Consider the following 17,872-nt stretch of genomic DNA (forward strand, 5'->3'; position numbering starts at 1 on the left):
GATATGTGATATAATACTACTATAAAATAATAAAAGGAGATATGATGGACGAATTAAAAAAAGAGGTCCCGGTCAATAAATCATTGTTTGACGTTGATGGTAAGCCAGAGCTTAAAAGGGCTTTTCCCATCGCTTTACAACATTTATTAGCCATGATTGTGGGAAACACCCTACCAGCAATCGTTCTAACAAATACTTTGGCCAACACACCTCATGCACTTAGCCCTGAACAATCAGTATATTTGATTCAAGCAGGAATGTTTGTGGCAGCCCTTGCAACATTTTTACAACTATATCCTATCTATAAATTAGGACTCGGATCTAGACTACCTATGATTATGGGAGTATCCTTTGCTTACATACCGGTTATAGTTTCTGTTGCTGTTAAATATGGAATAGGAGCTGTTTTTGGAGCTCAGATAGTCGGAGGCATTGTTGCCTTTATTGTAGGAATGAATATTAGGTGGCTTTATAAGTACTTCCCACCAATGGTGTCAGGTACTGTTGTACTTACTATAGGTTTATCCTTGTATTCTGTAGCTTTGAACTATATGGCTGGAGGTAAGGGAAACCCTAATCAAGGTCATCTAGTTTATTGGGCAGTATCATTGATAACTCTTGCAGTAGTAATAATTTGTAATATGTATGGAAAGGGACTTATAAAACTTTCAGCTATCCTTATAGGAATAAGTGTTGGTTATATAGCTTCTCTTTTCCTAGGAATAGTAGATTTTTCAAAACTTCAAGAAGCAAGTTGGATTACCATTCCAAGCCTTATGCCATTTAAAATAAACTTCCACTTGGATGCATGTATTACCATGGCAGTTATGTTTGTAGTAAACTCCATCCAGGCTGTAGGAGACTTCTCTTCAACAACAGCAGGTGGTATGGATAGACAACCTAGTGAAAAAGAATTAGAAGGTGGAATAAAGGCTTATGGAGTAGTAAATATGATATCATCATTTATTGGTGGTCTACCAACAGCCTCTTACTCACAAAACGTAGGAATAGTTTCACTCACAAAAGTAGTTTCAAGACATGTACTAAAGATTACTGCTATTATGATATTAGTAGCTGGATTTATACCTAAGTTTGGTGGCCTTATGCTTTCTGTACCTCAAGCCGTAATAGGAGGAGCTACAGTAACAGTTTTTGCTCAAATAACCATGAGCGGTATGAGGCTTATCACATCAGATGAGATGAGTACAAGAAATGTAACCATCATAGGTCTTGCCATAGCCTTAGGTATGGGTATAACCCAAGTTCACCCTGATGCTTTGGCACAATTCCCTGATTGGTTTAGGATGGTATTTACATCATCGCCAGTCGTTCTTGCAACTCTAATTGCCTTCTTCCTAAATATTATATTACCAAAAAAATCCATCGAAGAAGAAGCAAGAGAAAGAGAGCAAATGGATAAATAAAAAAATAATTGTCATCTTTATCCTAAAAGATGACAATTATTTTAAAAGTGAATGTTAAAAAAATAACGGAGTGTTTTATGAAAACTATTCGAAACGACCTTTTTAAATTTGAAGGCGAGGTTAGCAGCAAAGAAGCCTTTCCTCTTGCCCTCCAACATGTAATAGCCATGATTGCAGGATGCATATCTCCACCTATTATCCTGGCAGCAGCAGCAGGCCTAAGCCCTGAGGATGCCACGATCTTAGTGCAAATGTCCTTGATTGGTTCAGCTCTTACGACCTTTTTGATAATTTATCCTATAAAGAAGTTTGGATCAAGACTACCTATGATTTATGGGGTAAGTTTTGCTTTTGTTCCAACTATGATTGCCCTTGCTGGTCAGTTTAAGGGCCTAGGTGGAAGTGAGGCGATAGCGATAATTTTTGGAGCCCAGATAATAGGCGGTCTTCTTACCATAGCCTTTGGATTTCTTCTAAAGTACATAATGCCATATTTCCCACCCTTGGTTGCAGGCACAGTTGTTTTGTGTATAGGCTTATCCCTATATCCTGTAGCAATAAATTATATGGGTGGAGGGGGAGATGTTAGTATGCCTGGTTGGGGAGCTTGGCAAAATTGGCTAATAGCTCTTGTAACCCTATCCATAAATATAGGACTTACACATTTCGGCAAGGGACTAACTAAACTATCTTCAGTTCTAATAGCCATGCTTTGTGGCTACGCCCTATCCCTTGGCTTTGGTATGGTAGATTTTACTAGTGTAAGGAATGCAGCTTGGTTTTCTTTGATTAGACCCCTTCATTTTGGTGTAAAATTTGATTTTGCAGCGATAATTTCAATTGTAATAATCTTTATAGTAACCTCTATCGAAGCTATAGGAGATATGACCTCTACTACAGTCGGAGGTATGGACAGAAATCCAACAGAGAGGGAACTTGAAGGTGGAATTGCAGGATTTGGTTTAGCTAATATTTTTGGAGCCTTCCTTGGAATCCTACCAACAGCGACTTTTTCTCAAAATGCTGGTATCGTTTCTATAAACAAGGTAGTTAACAAAAAAGTCTTTACCATGGCAGCTTTCATAATCTTTATAGCTGGACTTTTTCCAAAATTATCTTCGCTTCTTACTACCATACCTTTTCCGGTAATTGGAGGAGCAACCCTATCAGTCTTTGCAGCAATTTCTATGAATGGTATTAGGATGATTACAAGCCAACCCCTTAGTCTTAGAAATACCTCAATAGTTGGTATATCTGTTGCCTTGGGTTTTGGTTTTACAACTGTAGTTGCAAGTGCAGATGCAAGTGGAGTTTATTTCTTGCCAGAAGGATTAAAAATAGCCATAGGAGCAAGTCCAGTTGTACTAGCAGCAATATCATCTGTAATCATGAATATAGTCATCCCAGAAACTGATGAGGATAGATTTGTAGAAGAGAATTTTGAAGTATAATGATACTAAGTAAAATTTAGTCATCTTTACATATGTGCGGGTGACTTTTATTTTGAAAGCGATTGTTAAAAAAATAACGGAATGACATCTAAAAACAATTCGCTAAAATACTTTAAACCTCAAAAGTATTTAACAGCTTTTGCAAAGCTTTGAGGTGGAATCTTTGGATAACTTTTATTTTGTTATTAGTAATAGCTAGTAATAATACATAAGAAAGAGAGGATAAACATAAAAAGTTATACAAACGATATCACCGAATAGCTTAGCCTTAGCTTAACTATAGATAAGAACAAAACATAGAATAATGGAGGAAATCTATGAAAATCGAAAAGAATACCGATGTAAGTATTGATAATATTTACAAACTTGAAGGTAGAGTACCTGTTTCTAAGGCAATTCCGTTCGGCCTACAACACGTACTAGCGATGTTTGTTTCTAACCTAGTTCCAATTATAATCGTAGTTGGAGCTGCAACTAAGGCCCACCCAGAACTTCAAATTGACTTACCAATGCTAATTCAAAATGCAATGTTTGTAGCAGGTCTTGGATCACTTATCCAACTTTATCCAGTATGGAAGATTGGTGCAAAGCTTCCAGTAATAATGGGAGTTAGTTTTTCTTTCCTAGCTTCTCTTTTGTATGTAGCTACTACATATAATTATCCAACAATGATTGGTGCAGTTATAGTTGGTGGCTGTATAGAAGGAAGCCTTGGTCTTTGTGCTAAGTATTGGAGAAAGTTTGTTTCTCCTATAGTTTCTGCCTGTGTAGTTACAACGATTGGTTTCTCCATACTTAATGTAGGTGCAGCTTCCTTCGGTGGTGGACATGGAGCAGCAGATTTTGGATCAACACAAAATTTAATCATAGGCACAGTTACTTTGGTAGCATGTTTATTATTTAATATTTATGCAAAAGGTTTTTGGAAGCGACTTTCTGTATTATTTGGTCTAATCGTAGGTTATATACTTTCTGTATTTTTGGGAAAGATTGATTTTGGACCAATACTTAGTGCAAAATTCTTATCTATACCACAATTTATGCCATTCAAGCCAGAGTTTAATTTAAATGCTATTATAGCTCTTGTTGTAGTATATCTCGTTTCAGCAGCTGAAACTATAGGCGATACTACAGCAGTTTGTGTGGGTGGTTTAGGAAGAGATATAACTGAAAGAGAAGTACAAGGTTCCCTTGCTTGTGATGGTTTCCTAAGTGCTGTATCTGGACTATTCGGATGTACACCAATCACTTCATTTAGCCAAAACGTTGGTCTTGTTGCAATGACAAAGGTAGTAAATAGATTTACCATAAGATTTGGTGCTTTGACTCTAATTCTTGCAGCTTTGTTCCCAAAAATAGGAGCATTCTTCTCAACCCTACCAGAGCCAGTTCTTGGTGGTTGTACAATTATGATGTTCGGTTCAATTGTTGTAAGTGGTATGAATATGATTGCTAGATGTGGTTTCACATCAAGAAATACTACAATAGCATCCCTTTCTCTAAGTATGGGTATTGGTTTTACACAAGTGCCAGAAATATTTAAGGAATTCCCACCTCTATTAAGAGATGTATTTTCAGCAAACCCAGTAGCAAATGTATTTGTAATTGCCCTAGTGCTAACATTCCTACTTCCAAAAGTTAAAAAGGAAGAAGAAATGGAAATAGCAATAGATATTGAAGAAAAATAACAAAAATTGGGGATTTTCCCCAATTTTTGCCCCATCTGGGGTATACATATAAAAGGGATTGCAAATATAAATTAATATATAAATATTTCTAAAATATATTCTTGCATCTAATAGTATATTTTAGATGTCTTTATACAAGCGGAAAAAGCTTGAAGGCTTGCTTTATTTTTTCGCAGATTATAATCCAAGCGAGTCGAAATTCTTACAAATTAACTTATTGTCGATAGGAGGTTAAGTATGTACGTAGGAAAAGATGTGAAAAGAGTAGATGCTTTCGATAAGGTAACTGGAAGAGCAAAGTTTGCTGAAGACTTGATGCCTAAAGATTGCTACACTGCAAAAATATTGCATTCTACTATAGGACATGGTCGAGTAGTAAGCTTTGATCTTGAAGAAGCAAAGAAAGTGCCAGGGGTTATCAAAATAGTAACTTGTTTTGATGTACCAAAGCATTGCTTTCCAACTGCAGGTCACCCTTGGTCAACAGAAAAAGCCCACCAAGATATAGCTGATAGGAGATTGCTAAATGAGCATGTGAGATATTTTGGTGATGATATTGCAGCAGTAATAGCCCTAGATGAAGTTTCTGCCAAACAAGCCTTAAAGAAAATCAAGGTAGAGTATGAAGAATATGAGGTAAAAACTGATGTTTTCGATGCTATGAAGGATGTAAGCCATCCAATTCATGAAGAAAACCCAGACAATATTCTAAAGCATACTACTAATATCAGAGGAAATTTCGAAGAAGCTATTAAGGAAGAAGGACTAATTAAGGTTGAAGGTTGGTATGAAACACCAATGATTCAACATTGCCATTTGGAAAATCCAGATGTTTATGCCTATATGGAGGCAGGTAAAATCGTCTGTGTTGCTTCAACACAAATCCCTCACATAGTAAGAAGATGTATCGGTCAAGCCCTAGGTATTGGTTGGGGTAAGGTTAGAGTTATAAAGCCATATATAGGTGGAGGTTTTGGTAATAAACAAGATACCCTCTATGAACCTCTATGTTCCTACCTAACAACCCAAGTGGCAGGCCATCCTGTTAAGCTTCTACCAAGTAGGGAAGAAACTTTTGTATCTACTAGAACAAGACACGCTATGAAGGTATATATAGCTTCATATGTTAGAAAAAATGGCGATTATGTAGCAAGAGAGCTAAGAATTTTCTCAAATAATGGTGCTTATGCTTCTCACGGCCACTCAATTGCATCCAAGGCTTTAAACTGTTTCCACCAATTATATCCTTGTGAGAATGTTAAAGCTGAAGCTTACTCAATCTATACAAATCTTCCAACAGGTGGAGCTATGAGAGGTTATGGTATTCCTCAAGCTATGTTTGTAAATGAGAGCCACCACGATGAAGTTGCCAAGGCCTTAGGCATGGATCCTTTGGAATTAAAATTAAGAAATGTAATGCCTAAAGACTATTATGATCCATTCTCCCACAATCAAAACTATTTTGATTCTTTCAGAGCTTGCCTAGAAAAGGGAGCTAAGGAGATGGATTATTACAAGAAGAAAGAAAAATATCAAAATCAAACAGGTAATTATAGAAGAGGGGTAGGATGTGCAGTTTACTGGTATAACACAGGTGTTTATCCAATTTCCCTAGAATCATCTTCTTGTAGGATGATAGTTAATGAAGATGGTTCAGTCCAAGTCCAACTTCCTGAAACAGAGATTGGTCAAGGTGCAGATACTGCATTTTCACAAATGGCAGCCGATGCAATAGGAATGAAGTTTGAAGATATCCACATAGTATCAAACCAAGATACAGATGTAGCTCCATTCGGTTTTGGAGCTTATGCTTCAAGACAAACCTATATGGCTTCCTTCTCAATAACAAAAACTGCAAAATCTCTAAAGAAAAAAATCCTTCACAGGGCTTATCTACAAACAGGTATAACAGAAGATAATCTCGATATTGTTGAAAGTAACATAGTTAGAGTTCCTGACGGAAAGATTTTACTAAGTATGGAAGATCTTGCGACAGAAGCAATGTACACCCTAAAAGATCCAAACCTACACATAACAGCAGAAGAAACCCACACCATAAGGTCTAATGCCTACTCTTTCGGAGCAAGCTTTGCTGAAGTTGAAGTTGATATCAATTTAGGAAAGGTAAAAGTTCTAAAATTAATCAATGTTCATGATGTAGGTAGACTTATAAATCCAGCCCTAGCAGAAGCCCAAGCCCATGGTGGTATGAGCATGGCTGTAGGTTTCGCTCTATCAGAAGAGATGAAATATAACGATAAGGGAAAAATCCTAAATAACAACCTATTAGACTATAAGCTAGGAACTGTAGCTGATACTCCAGAATTTGAAGTATATTTTATAGAAAATCCTGAACCAACAAGTCCATTCAACACCAAATCCCTTGGAGAGCCACCAACATGTGCACCAGCTCCTGCCATTAGAAATGCTATCTATCAGGCAACAGGAGTACCAGTTAGAAAGGCTCCAATGACACCACACGTTCTCTTCCCATTATTTAAGGAAGCTGGACTAATAGATAACGACTTATAAGAAAGGATTTGAAATGTTTGATGTAGAAAATATTTATGAAGCTTATACTGTAGATGAAGCATGCGAAATTCTAAAGGAAAAACCAAACTTGAGAATAATCGCAGGTGGAACAGATGTCCTCGTTAAGCTAAGAGAAGGTAGCATGGAAGATAAAGAACTTCTATCTATCCACCTTATTGATGAACTAGATAAAATTGAAATGCTAGAAGATAAAACAATAAAAATCGGAAGCATACAAACTTTCGCCCACCTAGCAGGAAATCCAATAATCAAAGAAAATATAGATTTCCTTGGCAAGGCTGTCCTAACAGCAGGGGGCCCTCAACTAAGAAATGCTGCAACAATTGGAGGAAATATCTGCAATGCTGCTCCATCAGCAGACTCTGCACCTAGTATGTTTGTTCTAGATGCTATTGTAGAAATAGCTAGCACAAAAGGCAGAAGAGAAGTGCCAATTACAGAGTTTTACAAGGGACTTGGCAAGGTTTATCTAGAAGATGATGAACTATGCGTAGGATTTAAGATAAAAGAAGAAAACTACAAGGGCTTTTATGGTCATTACTTCAAATATGCTATGAGAAATGCCATGGATATAGCAACAAGCTCTTGTGCAGTTAATGTAAAGCTAGACGATAAGGGAATAATAGAAAAAATCAAGGCCTGCTATGGAGTTGCTTCAGTTATTCCAGTAAGAGTCTACAAGGCTGAAGAAGCCTTCATAGGAAAAGAACTAAACGAAGAAAATATAAGGGCCTTTGCAAAACTTGCCCTTGAAGAACTCTCACCAAGAAACTCTTGGAGAGCTAGCAAAGAGTTAAGAACACAAATCTTATACGAAATTTGCTGTAGAAACCTAAGAGCCTGCCTAGAAGATTTTAGAGGAGAGAAAAATGCACACTAAAGAATATGGACCATACGCACCAAAAGCAGAAAAAATATCATATTACAAACCAAATTACAAGCTCGTAAAATGTAGGGTAAATGGAGTGCCTGTCGAAAAGATGGTAGATAAGAGAGCATCCCTAACAGACTTTTTGAGGGGAGATTTTGGCCTAACATCTGTTAAGAAGGGTTGTGAAGTTGGAGAATGTGGAGCATGTTCCGTCTTAATAGATGGAGAGAGTGTTGACTCTTGCCTATCTCTTGCCATTTGGGCTGAAGGAAAAGACATATGGACAACAGAAGGCCTTAAAGCCTCTGATGGCTCAATAAGCTTAGTCCAACAAGCCTTCATTGATCATGCAGCAGTTCAATGTGGATTCTGTACTCCAGGATTTATAATAAGGGCGACAGAAGTAGTTCATAGAAAGATTAGATATACAAGAGATGAACTAAGGGTTGAACTTGCAGGAAATATGTGTAGATGCACAGGATATGAAAATATCCTAAGAGCTGTTGAAGATGCAATAGAGATAGAAATAGCTAAAGACGGCGAAAATAAATAAAAGCCAAGCCATAAATCCAGATAAGGCAATAAAGATTCAATCAAAAAAGATATAAAACTCAAAAAGGGCTTATGCTTCTTTTTGAGTTTTATCAAATTTACATCTATCTAGCTTTACAAGAAAAGTACAAGCACTAGCCTAGAAAAAAGCTTTAGAATTTACTTGCTTAATAATAAGCTTAGTTAAGAAATTTTAATTATCTAAATCCTTAATTAAGTCTAAAAATCTAATGAATTTCTTTAAGGAAAAATTTAACTTTTAGTTCGTTTGTGTTAAAATATAAGTGAGTGTAAACGTTAACTGAAATTCATTTTAATTTTTATTGTAACATGTTACATACTATAAATTTAGGAGATAAGATGTCTATTTTATTAAAAAATGCGCAAATACTTTGCGAAGATAAATTTTTGAAAAAGGATTTATATATTGAAGATGAAACAATAGCTGAAATAGCAGATTGTATAGATAAGAGAGCAGATAGGGAAATTAACTGTGAAGGAAAACTCGTCCTTGCAGGAGGAGTAGATGTTCACACCCACCTATCCCTTGACTTGGGAAAATTTGTATCCATTGATGACTTCTATACAGGAACAAGGGCGGCAAGCTATGGAGGAACAACTTCTATTGTCGATCATATAGCCTTTGGTCCAAAAGATTCTTTGGTTTCAGATATGATAGCTAAGTACCACAAGATGGCAGATGGAGTTTGTGTAATTGATTATTCTTTCCATGGGGCTATCCAAAAAGCATCTGATCAAATTTTGGATGAGCTTGAAAAGCTTTACAAAGAAGGGATTGTTTCTACAAAGATTTATACAACCTATGGCGGAAAGCTTGAAGATGATTCTATGCTAAAGATATTAAAGAAGGCAAAAGAAACTGGCACAGTAGTATGCGTTCATTGTGAAAACGATGGTATGATTAAAGAATTAAGAGACGAAGCCCAAAAGGCAGGCAAGCTTTCACCAATTTTCCATGCCAAAACTAGACCAGCAGAAGCTGAGGCAGAAGCAATTAATAGGCTAATTTATTTAAGCGAGCTTGCAGGTTTTCCTAAGCTTTATATAGTTCATACTTCATCAGCCTTGGGTCTAAATGAGATTAGAAATGCTAGAAAACGTGGGGTAAAGAACCTATATTGTGAAACCTGCACCCAATATTTGACCTTAACTGAAGAAAAATATGAAGAGGGTGGCCCAAGCCAAGGAGTTAAATATATTTGTGCTCCACCTCTAAGGAAAAAATCTGACCTAGAGGCTCTCTGGGAAGGGGTAGCTGATGGCACAGTTAATGTTATTGCTACTGATCATTGCCCATTTTTCTATGAAAAAGAAAAACTTCCTTACAAGGATGATTTCCTCAATGCTCCAGGAGGCATACCAGGAATAGAAGAGAGGATGGAAGTTATTCTTACTGAAGGAGTAAGGAGGGGAATTTCCCTAAAGACTTTGACAGAGTTTCTTAGCAAAAATCCTGCTAAGATTTTCGGTCTTTCCCACAAGAAGGGAAGTATTGAAGTAGGAAAAGATGCTGACATTGCCATATTTGATGAGAAAAGCTATACAATTAGCCAGGCCAATAGACATTCGGTATGTGATTATACGACTTATGAAGGATTTAAGTCCTCTTATAAATTAAAGCTACTTATAGCGCGTGGAAAGGTTATTTTAGATGATGATGGCTACCATGCTAAGAAGGGCCAGGGTAGATTTATTAAAAGAAAATTTGATTAGGAGAAAACATGACTAATATTTTGATAGGAGAAAGGATAGAAGGTCAAGAACCTTTTATCGTTAATATAAATAACAAATCGTATGAGACCTACGAAGATAAAACTCTACTGAGGTTTTTGCGTGATGATTTAAAAATTGTTTCAGTAAAAGACGGTTGTTCCCAAGGAGCTTGTGGTACTTGTACGGTAATGGTCGATGATGCCAAGACCCTAGCTTGTACTAGGAAGTTATCAAAACTTGCTGGCAAAGAAATCCTTACCATAGAAGGCCTAACAGACTTAGAAAAAAATGCCTTTGTCCACGCCTTCTCTAAGGCTGGGGCAGTTCAATGTGGTTTCTGTATTCCAGGCATGGTTATGAGTGGAGCGGCGATCATTCGTCAAAATCCAAACCCTAGCGAAGATGATATCAAGGATGGTATTAAGCAAAATATTTGTAGGTGCACAGGCTATGTTAAAATCATCGAAGGCATTAAGCTTGCCTCAGAGATAATTAATGGCAATATAGAAATAACAAATGACGAAAAAGACAGGATTAAGGTTGGAGATGAGTTCTTTAGAATAGATGCTCATGATAAGGTTCTTGGAGTTGGTGAATATGTCGATGATATGATTCTTCCAGATACAAAAGTCGCATCAGCCATAAGAAGCAAATATCCAAGGGCAAAAATCCTTAAAATTGATAAGTCCAAGGCCGAAGCCCTCGATGGGGTTTATGGGGTTCTTACAGCTAAAGACGTTCCAAACAACAAGGTAGGCCATATCTTCCAAGATTGGGATGTCTTCATAGCTGAGGGCGATATAACAAGGAGCATGGGAGATGCAATCTGTCTTGTAGTCGCAGAAAATACAAAAATTCTTGAAGAAGCTAAAAAGCTCGTAGAAATAGAATATGAGGAGCTTACTCCTGTTTCATCAATAGCCGAAGCAGAAGATCCAAATGCTCCTCTCGTTCATCCTACAGGAAATCTCTGCCAAGAACGTCACGTAAGCCGTGGTAATGCCGAGGAAGCCTTCAAGAAGTGTAAGTACATAGTTGAAGAAACTTATACAACCCCCTTTACAGAGCACGCCTTTCTAGAGCCAGAATGTGCAATAGCTGAGCCTATGGGAGATGGAGTTAAGCTTTATACAACTGACCAATCCGTTTATGATACAAGGAAAGAAACTCTAATAATGTTTGGCTGGCAAGATGAACCAGAAAGAGTTGTAGTTGAGAATAAATTGATAGGAGGAGGCTTTGGAGGTAAGGAAGATGTTTCCTGCCAACACTTAGCAGCCCTTGCAGCCTATAAGTATCAAATTAGGGTTAAGGTTAAATTTACTAGGGATGAATCATTAAGATTCCACCCAAAAAGACACCCTATGATTGGAACCTTCAAGCTCGGTTGTGATGAAGAAGGAAACTTCCTAGCCATGCAAGCAACTATCAAGATGGATACAGGTGCTTACGCATCCCTTTGCGGACCAGTTCTAGAAAGAGCCTGTACCCACTCAGTAGGCCCTTACCATTATGAGAACACTCAAATAGATGGTTATGGCTACTACACCAACAATCCACCAGCAGGAGCTTTCAGAGGTTTTGGTGTTTGCCAATCAAACTTTGCCTTCGAAAGTAATATAAACTTACTTGCCGAAAAAGTAGGGATTTCTCCTTGGGAGATAAGATACAAAAACGCTATTAGACCTGGCGAAGTCTTGCCAAATGGTCAAATTGCTGATACATCTACATCCCTTGTCGAGACCCTTGAAGCTGCAAAAGCTATCTATGAAGAAAATATAGACAGGGCAGGTATAGCCTGTGCCATGAAAAACGCTGGTGTCGGAGTTGGACTTCCTGATAAGGGTAGGGCTAAGATAGTTGTAGAAGATGGCATAGCAGTTTTATATTGTGCAGCAAGCGATCTTGGTCAAGGAGCGCAAACAGTCTTTAAGCAAATGGTTCTTGATGTAACAGGCTTAAAAGCTAATCAAGTTAAGATTATCCATCCAAATTCAGCAAACTCGCCAGATTCAGGAACATCATCAGGTTCTCGTCAAACCCTAATATCTGGTGAAGCGGTTAAGAAGGTTTCTGAGAAATTTAAGGTAGAGTTAGATAAGGTTAGTGACATCAAAGAACTTAATGGTAAAGAATTCATACATGAATATTTTGATCCAACAGATCCTCTAAATTCTGATAAGGAAAACCCTGTAAGCCACATAGCCTATGGTTTTTCTACAAATGTTGTAATCTTAAATGACGATGGAACTGTTAGAAAAGTATTTGCAGCTACTGATGCTGGTAAGGTAATAAATCCTAAGGCCATAGAAGGTCAGCTAGAAGGTGGAATAATCATGGGACTAGGTTATGCTCTAACTGAGGACTTCAAGCTTGATAAATCTAAGGTCAAGGCCAAATATGGAACTTTGGGCTTGTGGAGAGCACCAATGATTCCAGAAATTGAAACAGTCTTTGTACAAAAAAAGGATGAAGATTTACTAGATAGGGCCTTCGGAGCTAAGGGAGTTGGAGAGATTGCTACAATTCCAGTAGCCCCAGCTGTTCAGGGAGCTTATTATAGGCTTGATCATGTTCTAAGAAGGGATTTCCCTATGAAGGAAACTGCTTATAGTAAACCAAAGAAGAATTTTAATGAAAAAAATTGAAGAGATATTTGATATAAGAAAAAATGATATAATTTCTATTACTGGATGTGGGGGCAAGACAAGTCTTATGACAAGTCTTGCCCTAAGTTTAAGAAAAAAGGGGAGGGTCTTGGTCACGACTTCTACTAAGATAGCCCTTCCTAAAGATGGATTTGATAGGATTTACCCTTCTTTTGATTCTTATAAGTATGACAAGTTGGAAAGATTAGTCTGTCTTGGAGAAAAAGTAGAAGGAAAGGATAAGCTACAAAGCCTAGGCTATGATAAATTAAAAGCTATACTAGGAGATTTTGATTATGTCCTAATCGAAGCCGATGGATGTAGGAATCTTCCCCTAAAGTTTCGGTATGACCACGAACCTGTGATCTATGATTTTACAAGTAAGCTTATAGGAGTCCTTCCTATAAAAATACTTGGAAGAAAGACCAATGAAGAATTTATCTACAATTTCCAGGGCTTTTCAAAAAATATTGGCTCTGGTATCATAGATAATAAGATGATTAATAAATTGATAGCCTATGAGAAGGGTTTCTACAAGGCTTTTGATAAAGATAAATATTTCTTCTTTAACCAAGTAGAAAGCAGGAAAGATTACGAAAGGATTGAAGAATTTAAGAAAGACTTCGCCTTTAAGGATATCAAATTTACTTATGGCTCTATAAAGGAGGGCAAATTTTATGAAAATTAATGCAATACTAATGGCTTCAGGACTTTCAAAAAGGATGGGCGAAAATAAGCTCATGCTCGAATTTAGGGGAAAGAAAATTTACGAATATGCCCTAGGTCTCTTAGAAGAAATAGGTTTTGACAAGGTTGTTGTTGCTTCTTCTTATGAAAAAATCCTAAAAGATGCTGAGGCTAGGGGCTTTCTAGCCTTGGAAAATAAGGATAATGAAGTAGGTAAGTCATCATCTATAAAGCTTGGAGTTAGGGCTTGTGATGAGGATGCGGCTATGATGTTTTTTGTAGCAGACCAACCCCTCCTTAGTAAGGAAACTTGTAAGAATTTGATAGCTTCCTTTAAGGAAAATCCTTTAATGACCTACCCTAGAGTTGGTATGAGAAGGGGAGCTCCAGTAATATTTCCAGCTTCCTATAGAAAAAAACTCCTAAGCCTTGAAGCTGACCAAGGGGGAATGATTTTTGCAAAAGACGATAAGACAAACAAGGTTGAGATAGGAAATGAAGATGAGCTTTTGGATATTGACACCCTAGAAGCTTATGAAAGGCTAAAAAAAGATCATGAATAAAAAGCTTGTAATAGTAAGGGGCGGTGGCGATGTAGCCACAGGGACTATCCAAAAGCTAAATAGGGTAGGCTTTGATGTCCTCGTCCTTGAAATCGAAAAGCCAACCTGTATTAGAAGAAATGTAGCTGTAGCCCAAGCTCTTTTTGAGGGAGAAATCCAAATCGAAGATATAAGGGCAGTAAAATGTGAGAATCTAGAAGAGATAAAAAAGGCCTTTGATGAGGGTTTGATTGCCGTAACAGTTGACCCAGAGGGTAAATTTATTGATGAGCTTAAACCTATAGCGGTAATTGATGGAATACTAGCTAAGAAAAACCTAGGCACTAATAGGGATATGGCTCCAATTACAATAGGACTAGGCCCTGGATTTGAGGCAGGAGTTGACGTTGATTTAGTAATAGAAACAAATAGGGGCCATGACCTTGGTCGATTAATCTTTGAGGGACCTGCTGCAGCAAACACAGGTAATCCTGGAAACATCAACGGCTTTACAACAGAAAGAATCTTAAGGGCAAGTGCTTGTGGCAAGCTTCATATCATAAAAGACCTAGGCTCTGTCGTAAAAAAAGGTGAAGCTGTAGCAGAAGTTTCTGGCAAAAAGATCTACTCAGGTCTTTGCGGGATGGTTCGTGGCATGATTAACGAAGGCTTAGAAGTTAGTGAGGGAATGAAGATTGGAGATGTCGATCCAAGAGTCATCCCAAGAAATGCCAAGACCATATCAGATAAGGCAAGGCTAATAGGAGGAGGAAGTCTCGAAGGTCTTCTCATCCTAAAAAGAAGGAAGGGTCTATGAAAGCTGAAATATTAGAAAAAATTTATGAGGAAAACCAAAAAGGCAGGGATTGTGCCCTAGTCTTTCTTATAGAAAACAAGGGCTCAACTCCAGGCGAAGATAATTCCTTGATGGCAGTTTTTGAAGATGGGTCATCACTTGGAACAATTGGCGGAGGAAAAATCGAGGCAGATGTAATTAGAAGGGCGATGGAAGGCATGGAAAAAGCTAAGTCCTTCGAGTTTGACTACAATCTTTCTACAAGTGGTGAGTTAAAGATGAGCTGTGGAGGAAATTCCCGAGGCTTCGTAAAATATTTTAGGGCGAAAAATAAGCTAGTAATCTTTGGAGCTGGCCATGTTTCCCAAAAGTTAGCTAGAATTGCAACAAGGACTAACTTCGAAGTAACCATTGTTGACGATAGGGAAGAATTTAAAGCTGCAAACGACTTTGAAGGAATTAAAGAATATTTATCTATGGAAATCGAGGAAGCTGTTAGAAAAATCGACTTCGATAAGGATAAGACCTACCTAGTACTTGCAACTAGGGGTCACGCCAATGATACACAGGCCCTAAGGGAAATTCTTAAAAACAAGAAAGATTCCTACCACTATCTAGGGATGATTGGCTCAAAAAATAAGGTAATTAGAGTATTTGACCAACTAGAAAAAGAAGGCTTCGACAAAAAAGACCTTCAAAAAATCTACACTCCTATAGGCCTTGACTTAGACAATGGCTCCGTAGAAGAGATAGCCATATCAATAATGGCAGAAATATTGATGGTAAAAAACAATAAAAATGCCGCAAGTCAGAAGTTTAACTAAAGCCATGATATTTGATGCCTATAATAGAAGATTAAATTATAGAGAAAAAATAAGAAAATTACAAAAGCTGGTGTAAGGGCATTTGGTCTAAGCACCAGCTTTTTTGCTTATATCATTAGTCGCTAAGGCTTCTTGCTATATGAAAAAGAGCCTCTACAGCCTTATCGACTTCCTCAAAGCTATTAAAATATGAAAAAGAAAATCTCACAAGGCCTTGGACTTCTGTGCCCAAGTGCTTATGAATTAGGGGAGAGCAGTGGGCTCCAGGCCTTGTTTGGATGTTGTAGTCTTCATCCAAAATCATGGCGACTTCGCCTGATGGAAGGTCTTTGATATTTAAAGAAACTATGGGAGTTTTAAGATTTTTATCATCTTTTGAGTAGAATTTTATTCCATCAATTGCTGAAGCTTTCTTGTAAAAACTTCTCGCAAGCCTTAGGGACTTAGCTCTGATTTTTTCTATTCCCTCATCAAGAATAAAATCAACACTAGTCTTTAGGGCTATTTGATTTAAGAAATTAGCCGTTCCAACTTCAAAAATCTGAGGAAAGGCACAGGGCATGGTCTTAGCAAAGGAATCTATCCCACTTCCTCCAGAAAAAACTTCTTTAAAGGGAAATTCACCATTTTTTATCAGCCCTCCTGTTCCGCTCGGCCCATAGAGGGACTTATGACCTGTGAAGGCAAAGATAGAATTATCGTATTTACTAAGGTTCATATCAAGTAGGCCAAAGGATTGGGCGAGGTCAACTATCATTATTAGCTTATTGGCCTTGGCAAAGTCGTAAAGACGGTCTAGGTCCTTGGCTTCTCCAAGAAGATTTGAAGCTGAATTTATAATTAGAAATTTGCTATTTTTCCTCAATTCTTTCTCAAGGGCTCCGTAGTCAAGGTCGAAATTTTCATCAAAATCGACCAAGGAAAGCTCACAGCCACTTTGATAGAGGGGACGGAGGACAGAATTGTGCTCGCTTGTCGAACTTATCACATGGTCTTTCTTCTCAACTAGGCTTTTGATAGCAAAATTTAGGGCATAGGTCGCATTTTCTGTAAGGACTATGTCAGAAGGATTAGCTATGTGGGCAAGTCTTGCTAGGGACTTTTTAGTCTCGTAGATAGCAAGCATGGTATTTTGTGAAAGAAGATGACCTGACCTTGCGGGGTTGCCATATTTTTCTGATTCTATAAGCTCTATGAACTTTTCTTTTAGGGCTTGGGGCTTGTGAAGGCTAGTTGCAGAATTATCAAAATACATATTTTTCTATTAACATCCTTCCATTTTTATCTCTTTTCATCAAAAATATCCCATCATAATCTCTTTTAGTAAGTCTATTTAGGGCGAGGGGCAAATCTCTTTCCAAAATCCTAAGGGCAAAGCCACATCCTGCATCAATTTGACTGGGTAGGGGAATTAGCCTTGCCTTTTCTAAATCTTTTAGCTTATCTAGGGCTGCCGTAGGTTCTTCAAACTTTTCGAAGGAAAAAAGGATAAAAGTCTTATCTAGCATGGGCTAACTACATGATGACTTCTTAGGATTTCTACGATTTTATACATATTTGTAATTTCTCCGACTTTAAGTTTTTCCTTTAGCTTATAATTTCCAAGACAAAGGCCACAAGATAGGATTTCTACACCCTTGGAAGCCAAGTTTTGGAGGTCTTCGACAGTTTTTTCATTTACACTGGTGAGCATTACTCCCCTGTTATAGAAAATTACCTTCTCTGGAATTACATCTTGCTCGGTTAGGGCATAGATAAAGCCTTCGAGTAGGCTTTTTGAAAATTCTTCATCGCCCTTACCCATCCTATCATCAGAAATAGCAACTACATAAGAAGAAGTATCTATTGAACTAGTATCTTCTATAAGCTCACATTGGCTGGCCTCATTTTTCTTTAGGCTAACCCTATAAAGGCCATTTTCGATTTTTTCGCAAGTTGATTCGATTTTAAGCTCCTTTGCCATCTTTTTTAGATTTTCAGTTGCAACTTCATTATCAACTAGGATTTCAAAATCTTTTTCTTCTGGATTTTCCTTAATCATTTTCTTAGTTTCGATTACTGGAATGGGACAAACTTTTCCTAAACAATCTATTTTTTTCATA

Annotated in this window: 15 protein-coding genes; 12 read left to right on the forward strand and 3 right to left on the reverse strand. The window is 37.5% G+C overall.

What is annotated here, in order from left to right; translation table 11 throughout:
- The first annotated feature begins 44 nt into the window (after positions 1–44).
- From HMPREF0077_RS04925 to HMPREF0077_RS04980, 12 genes are all read left to right on the forward strand, one after another.
- Entirely contained in the window at positions 45–1,424 is a 1,380-nt protein-coding gene (locus HMPREF0077_RS04925) for a uracil-xanthine permease family protein (RefSeq protein ID WP_004836871.1), read from the forward strand.
- Between the two features lie 77 nt (positions 1,425–1,501).
- Positions 1,502–2,875, forward strand: a complete 1,374-nt coding sequence (locus HMPREF0077_RS04930; RefSeq protein WP_040349431.1) for a uracil-xanthine permease family protein — start codon at positions 1,502–1,504, stop codon at positions 2,873–2,875.
- A gap of 317 nt (positions 2,876–3,192) precedes the next feature.
- Positions 3,193–4,563, forward strand: a complete 1,371-nt coding sequence (locus HMPREF0077_RS04935; RefSeq protein ID WP_004836873.1) for a uracil-xanthine permease family protein — start codon at positions 3,193–3,195, stop codon at positions 4,561–4,563.
- Positions 4,564–4,800: 237 nt separating this feature from the next.
- Entirely contained in the window at positions 4,801–7,095 is a 2,295-nt protein-coding gene (xdhA, locus tag HMPREF0077_RS04940; protein WP_004836874.1) for a xanthine dehydrogenase subunit XdhA, read from the forward strand.
- A 13-nt stretch (positions 7,096–7,108) separates the two neighbouring features.
- A complete protein-coding gene (xdhB, locus tag HMPREF0077_RS04945; protein ID WP_004836875.1) occupies positions 7,109–7,996 on the forward strand; it encodes a xanthine dehydrogenase subunit XdhB in 888 nt (295 codons plus the stop codon).
- On the forward strand, positions 7,986–8,540 hold the full coding sequence (gene xdhC / locus HMPREF0077_RS04950) for a xanthine dehydrogenase subunit XdhC (protein WP_004836876.1): 555 nt from the start codon (positions 7,986–7,988) through the stop codon (positions 8,538–8,540). Before xdhB ends, xdhC begins: the two co-directional genes overlap by 11 nt.
- A gap of 359 nt (positions 8,541–8,899) precedes the next feature.
- Entirely contained in the window at positions 8,900–10,273 is a 1,374-nt protein-coding gene (gene hydA, locus HMPREF0077_RS04955; protein ID WP_040349432.1) for a dihydropyrimidinase, read from the forward strand.
- Positions 10,274–10,281: 8 nt separating this feature from the next.
- Entirely contained in the window at positions 10,282–12,921 is a 2,640-nt protein-coding gene (gene xdh / locus HMPREF0077_RS04960; RefSeq protein WP_004836878.1) for a selenium-dependent xanthine dehydrogenase, read from the forward strand.
- A complete protein-coding gene (yqeC, locus tag HMPREF0077_RS04965; RefSeq protein ID WP_004836879.1) occupies positions 12,908–13,609 on the forward strand; it encodes a selenium cofactor biosynthesis protein YqeC in 702 nt (233 codons plus the stop codon). Before xdh ends, yqeC begins: the two co-directional genes overlap by 14 nt.
- Positions 13,599–14,171: a nucleotidyltransferase family protein gene (locus HMPREF0077_RS04970; RefSeq protein WP_004836880.1), complete on the forward strand. Its 573-nt coding sequence runs from the start codon at positions 13,599–13,601 to the stop codon at positions 14,169–14,171. The genes yqeC and HMPREF0077_RS04970 overlap by 11 nt, the downstream gene beginning before the upstream one ends.
- Complete coding sequence (gene yqeB / locus HMPREF0077_RS04975) at positions 14,164–14,967, forward strand: selenium-dependent molybdenum cofactor biosynthesis protein YqeB (protein WP_004836881.1); 804 nt, start codon at positions 14,164–14,166, stop codon at positions 14,965–14,967. The genes HMPREF0077_RS04970 and yqeB overlap by 8 nt, the downstream gene beginning before the upstream one ends.
- Complete coding sequence (locus HMPREF0077_RS04980) at positions 14,964–15,770, forward strand: XdhC family protein (RefSeq protein ID WP_004836882.1); 807 nt, start codon at positions 14,964–14,966, stop codon at positions 15,768–15,770. Before yqeB ends, HMPREF0077_RS04980 begins: the two co-directional genes overlap by 4 nt.
- Before the next feature lie 115 nt (positions 15,771–15,885).
- Here HMPREF0077_RS04980 and HMPREF0077_RS04985 read toward each other — a convergent pair whose 3' ends face one another.
- From HMPREF0077_RS04985 to yedF, 3 genes are read right to left on the reverse strand one after another with little or no spacing between them, the layout of a single operon-like run.
- On the reverse strand, positions 15,886–17,025 hold the full coding sequence (locus tag HMPREF0077_RS04985) for an aminotransferase class V-fold PLP-dependent enzyme (protein WP_004836883.1): 1,140 nt from the start codon (positions 17,023–17,025) through the stop codon (positions 15,886–15,888).
- On the reverse strand, positions 17,015–17,278 hold the full coding sequence (locus HMPREF0077_RS04990; RefSeq protein WP_004836884.1) for a putative Se/S carrier-like protein: 264 nt from the start codon (positions 17,276–17,278) through the stop codon (positions 17,015–17,017). The genes HMPREF0077_RS04985 and HMPREF0077_RS04990 overlap by 11 nt, the downstream gene beginning before the upstream one ends.
- Complete coding sequence (yedF, locus tag HMPREF0077_RS04995) at positions 17,272–17,871, reverse strand: sulfurtransferase-like selenium metabolism protein YedF (protein ID WP_004836885.1); 600 nt, start codon at positions 17,869–17,871, stop codon at positions 17,272–17,274. The genes HMPREF0077_RS04990 and yedF overlap by 7 nt, the downstream gene beginning before the upstream one ends.
- Between the last annotated feature and the right edge of the window lies 1 nt (position 17,872).

It is taken from the genome of Anaerococcus tetradius ATCC 35098, assembly GCF_000159095.1.
GTDB lineage: Bacteria > Bacillota > Clostridia > Tissierellales > Peptoniphilaceae > Anaerococcus > Anaerococcus tetradius.

Excerpts from the sequence above, each read along its gene's own strand:
- HMPREF0077_RS04925 (WP_004836871.1), top strand. The coding sequence starts at position 45 with ATGGACGAATTAAAAAAAGAGGTCCCGGTCAATAAATCATTGTTTGAC.
- HMPREF0077_RS04990 (WP_004836884.1), bottom strand. The coding sequence starts at position 17,278 with ATGCTAGATAAGACTTTTATCCTTTTTTCCTTCGAAAAGTTTGAAGAA.
- xdhC (WP_004836876.1), top strand. The coding sequence starts at position 7,986 with ATGCACACTAAAGAATATGGACCATACGCACCAAAAGCAGAAAAAATA.
- xdh (WP_004836878.1), top strand. The coding sequence starts at position 10,282 with ATGACTAATATTTTGATAGGAGAAAGGATAGAAGGTCAAGAACCTTTT.
- HMPREF0077_RS04930 (WP_040349431.1), top strand. The coding sequence starts at position 1,502 with ATGAAAACTATTCGAAACGACCTTTTTAAATTTGAAGGCGAGGTTAGC.
- yedF (WP_004836885.1), bottom strand. The coding sequence starts at position 17,871 with ATGAAAAAAATAGATTGTTTAGGAAAAGTTTGTCCCATTCCAGTAATC.
- yqeB (WP_004836881.1), top strand. The coding sequence starts at position 14,164 with ATGAATAAAAAGCTTGTAATAGTAAGGGGCGGTGGCGATGTAGCCACA.
- xdhB (WP_004836875.1), top strand. The coding sequence starts at position 7,109 with ATGTTTGATGTAGAAAATATTTATGAAGCTTATACTGTAGATGAAGCA.
- HMPREF0077_RS04970 (WP_004836880.1), top strand. The coding sequence starts at position 13,599 with ATGAAAATTAATGCAATACTAATGGCTTCAGGACTTTCAAAAAGGATG.
- HMPREF0077_RS04985 (WP_004836883.1), bottom strand. The coding sequence starts at position 17,025 with ATGTATTTTGATAATTCTGCAACTAGCCTTCACAAGCCCCAAGCCCTA.
- xdhA (WP_004836874.1), top strand. The coding sequence starts at position 4,801 with ATGTACGTAGGAAAAGATGTGAAAAGAGTAGATGCTTTCGATAAGGTA.
- HMPREF0077_RS04980 (WP_004836882.1), top strand. The coding sequence starts at position 14,964 with ATGAAAGCTGAAATATTAGAAAAAATTTATGAGGAAAACCAAAAAGGC.
- HMPREF0077_RS04935 (WP_004836873.1), top strand. The coding sequence starts at position 3,193 with ATGAAAATCGAAAAGAATACCGATGTAAGTATTGATAATATTTACAAA.
- yqeC (WP_004836879.1), top strand. The coding sequence starts at position 12,908 with ATGAAAAAAATTGAAGAGATATTTGATATAAGAAAAAATGATATAATT.
- hydA (WP_040349432.1), top strand. The coding sequence starts at position 8,900 with ATGTCTATTTTATTAAAAAATGCGCAAATACTTTGCGAAGATAAATTT.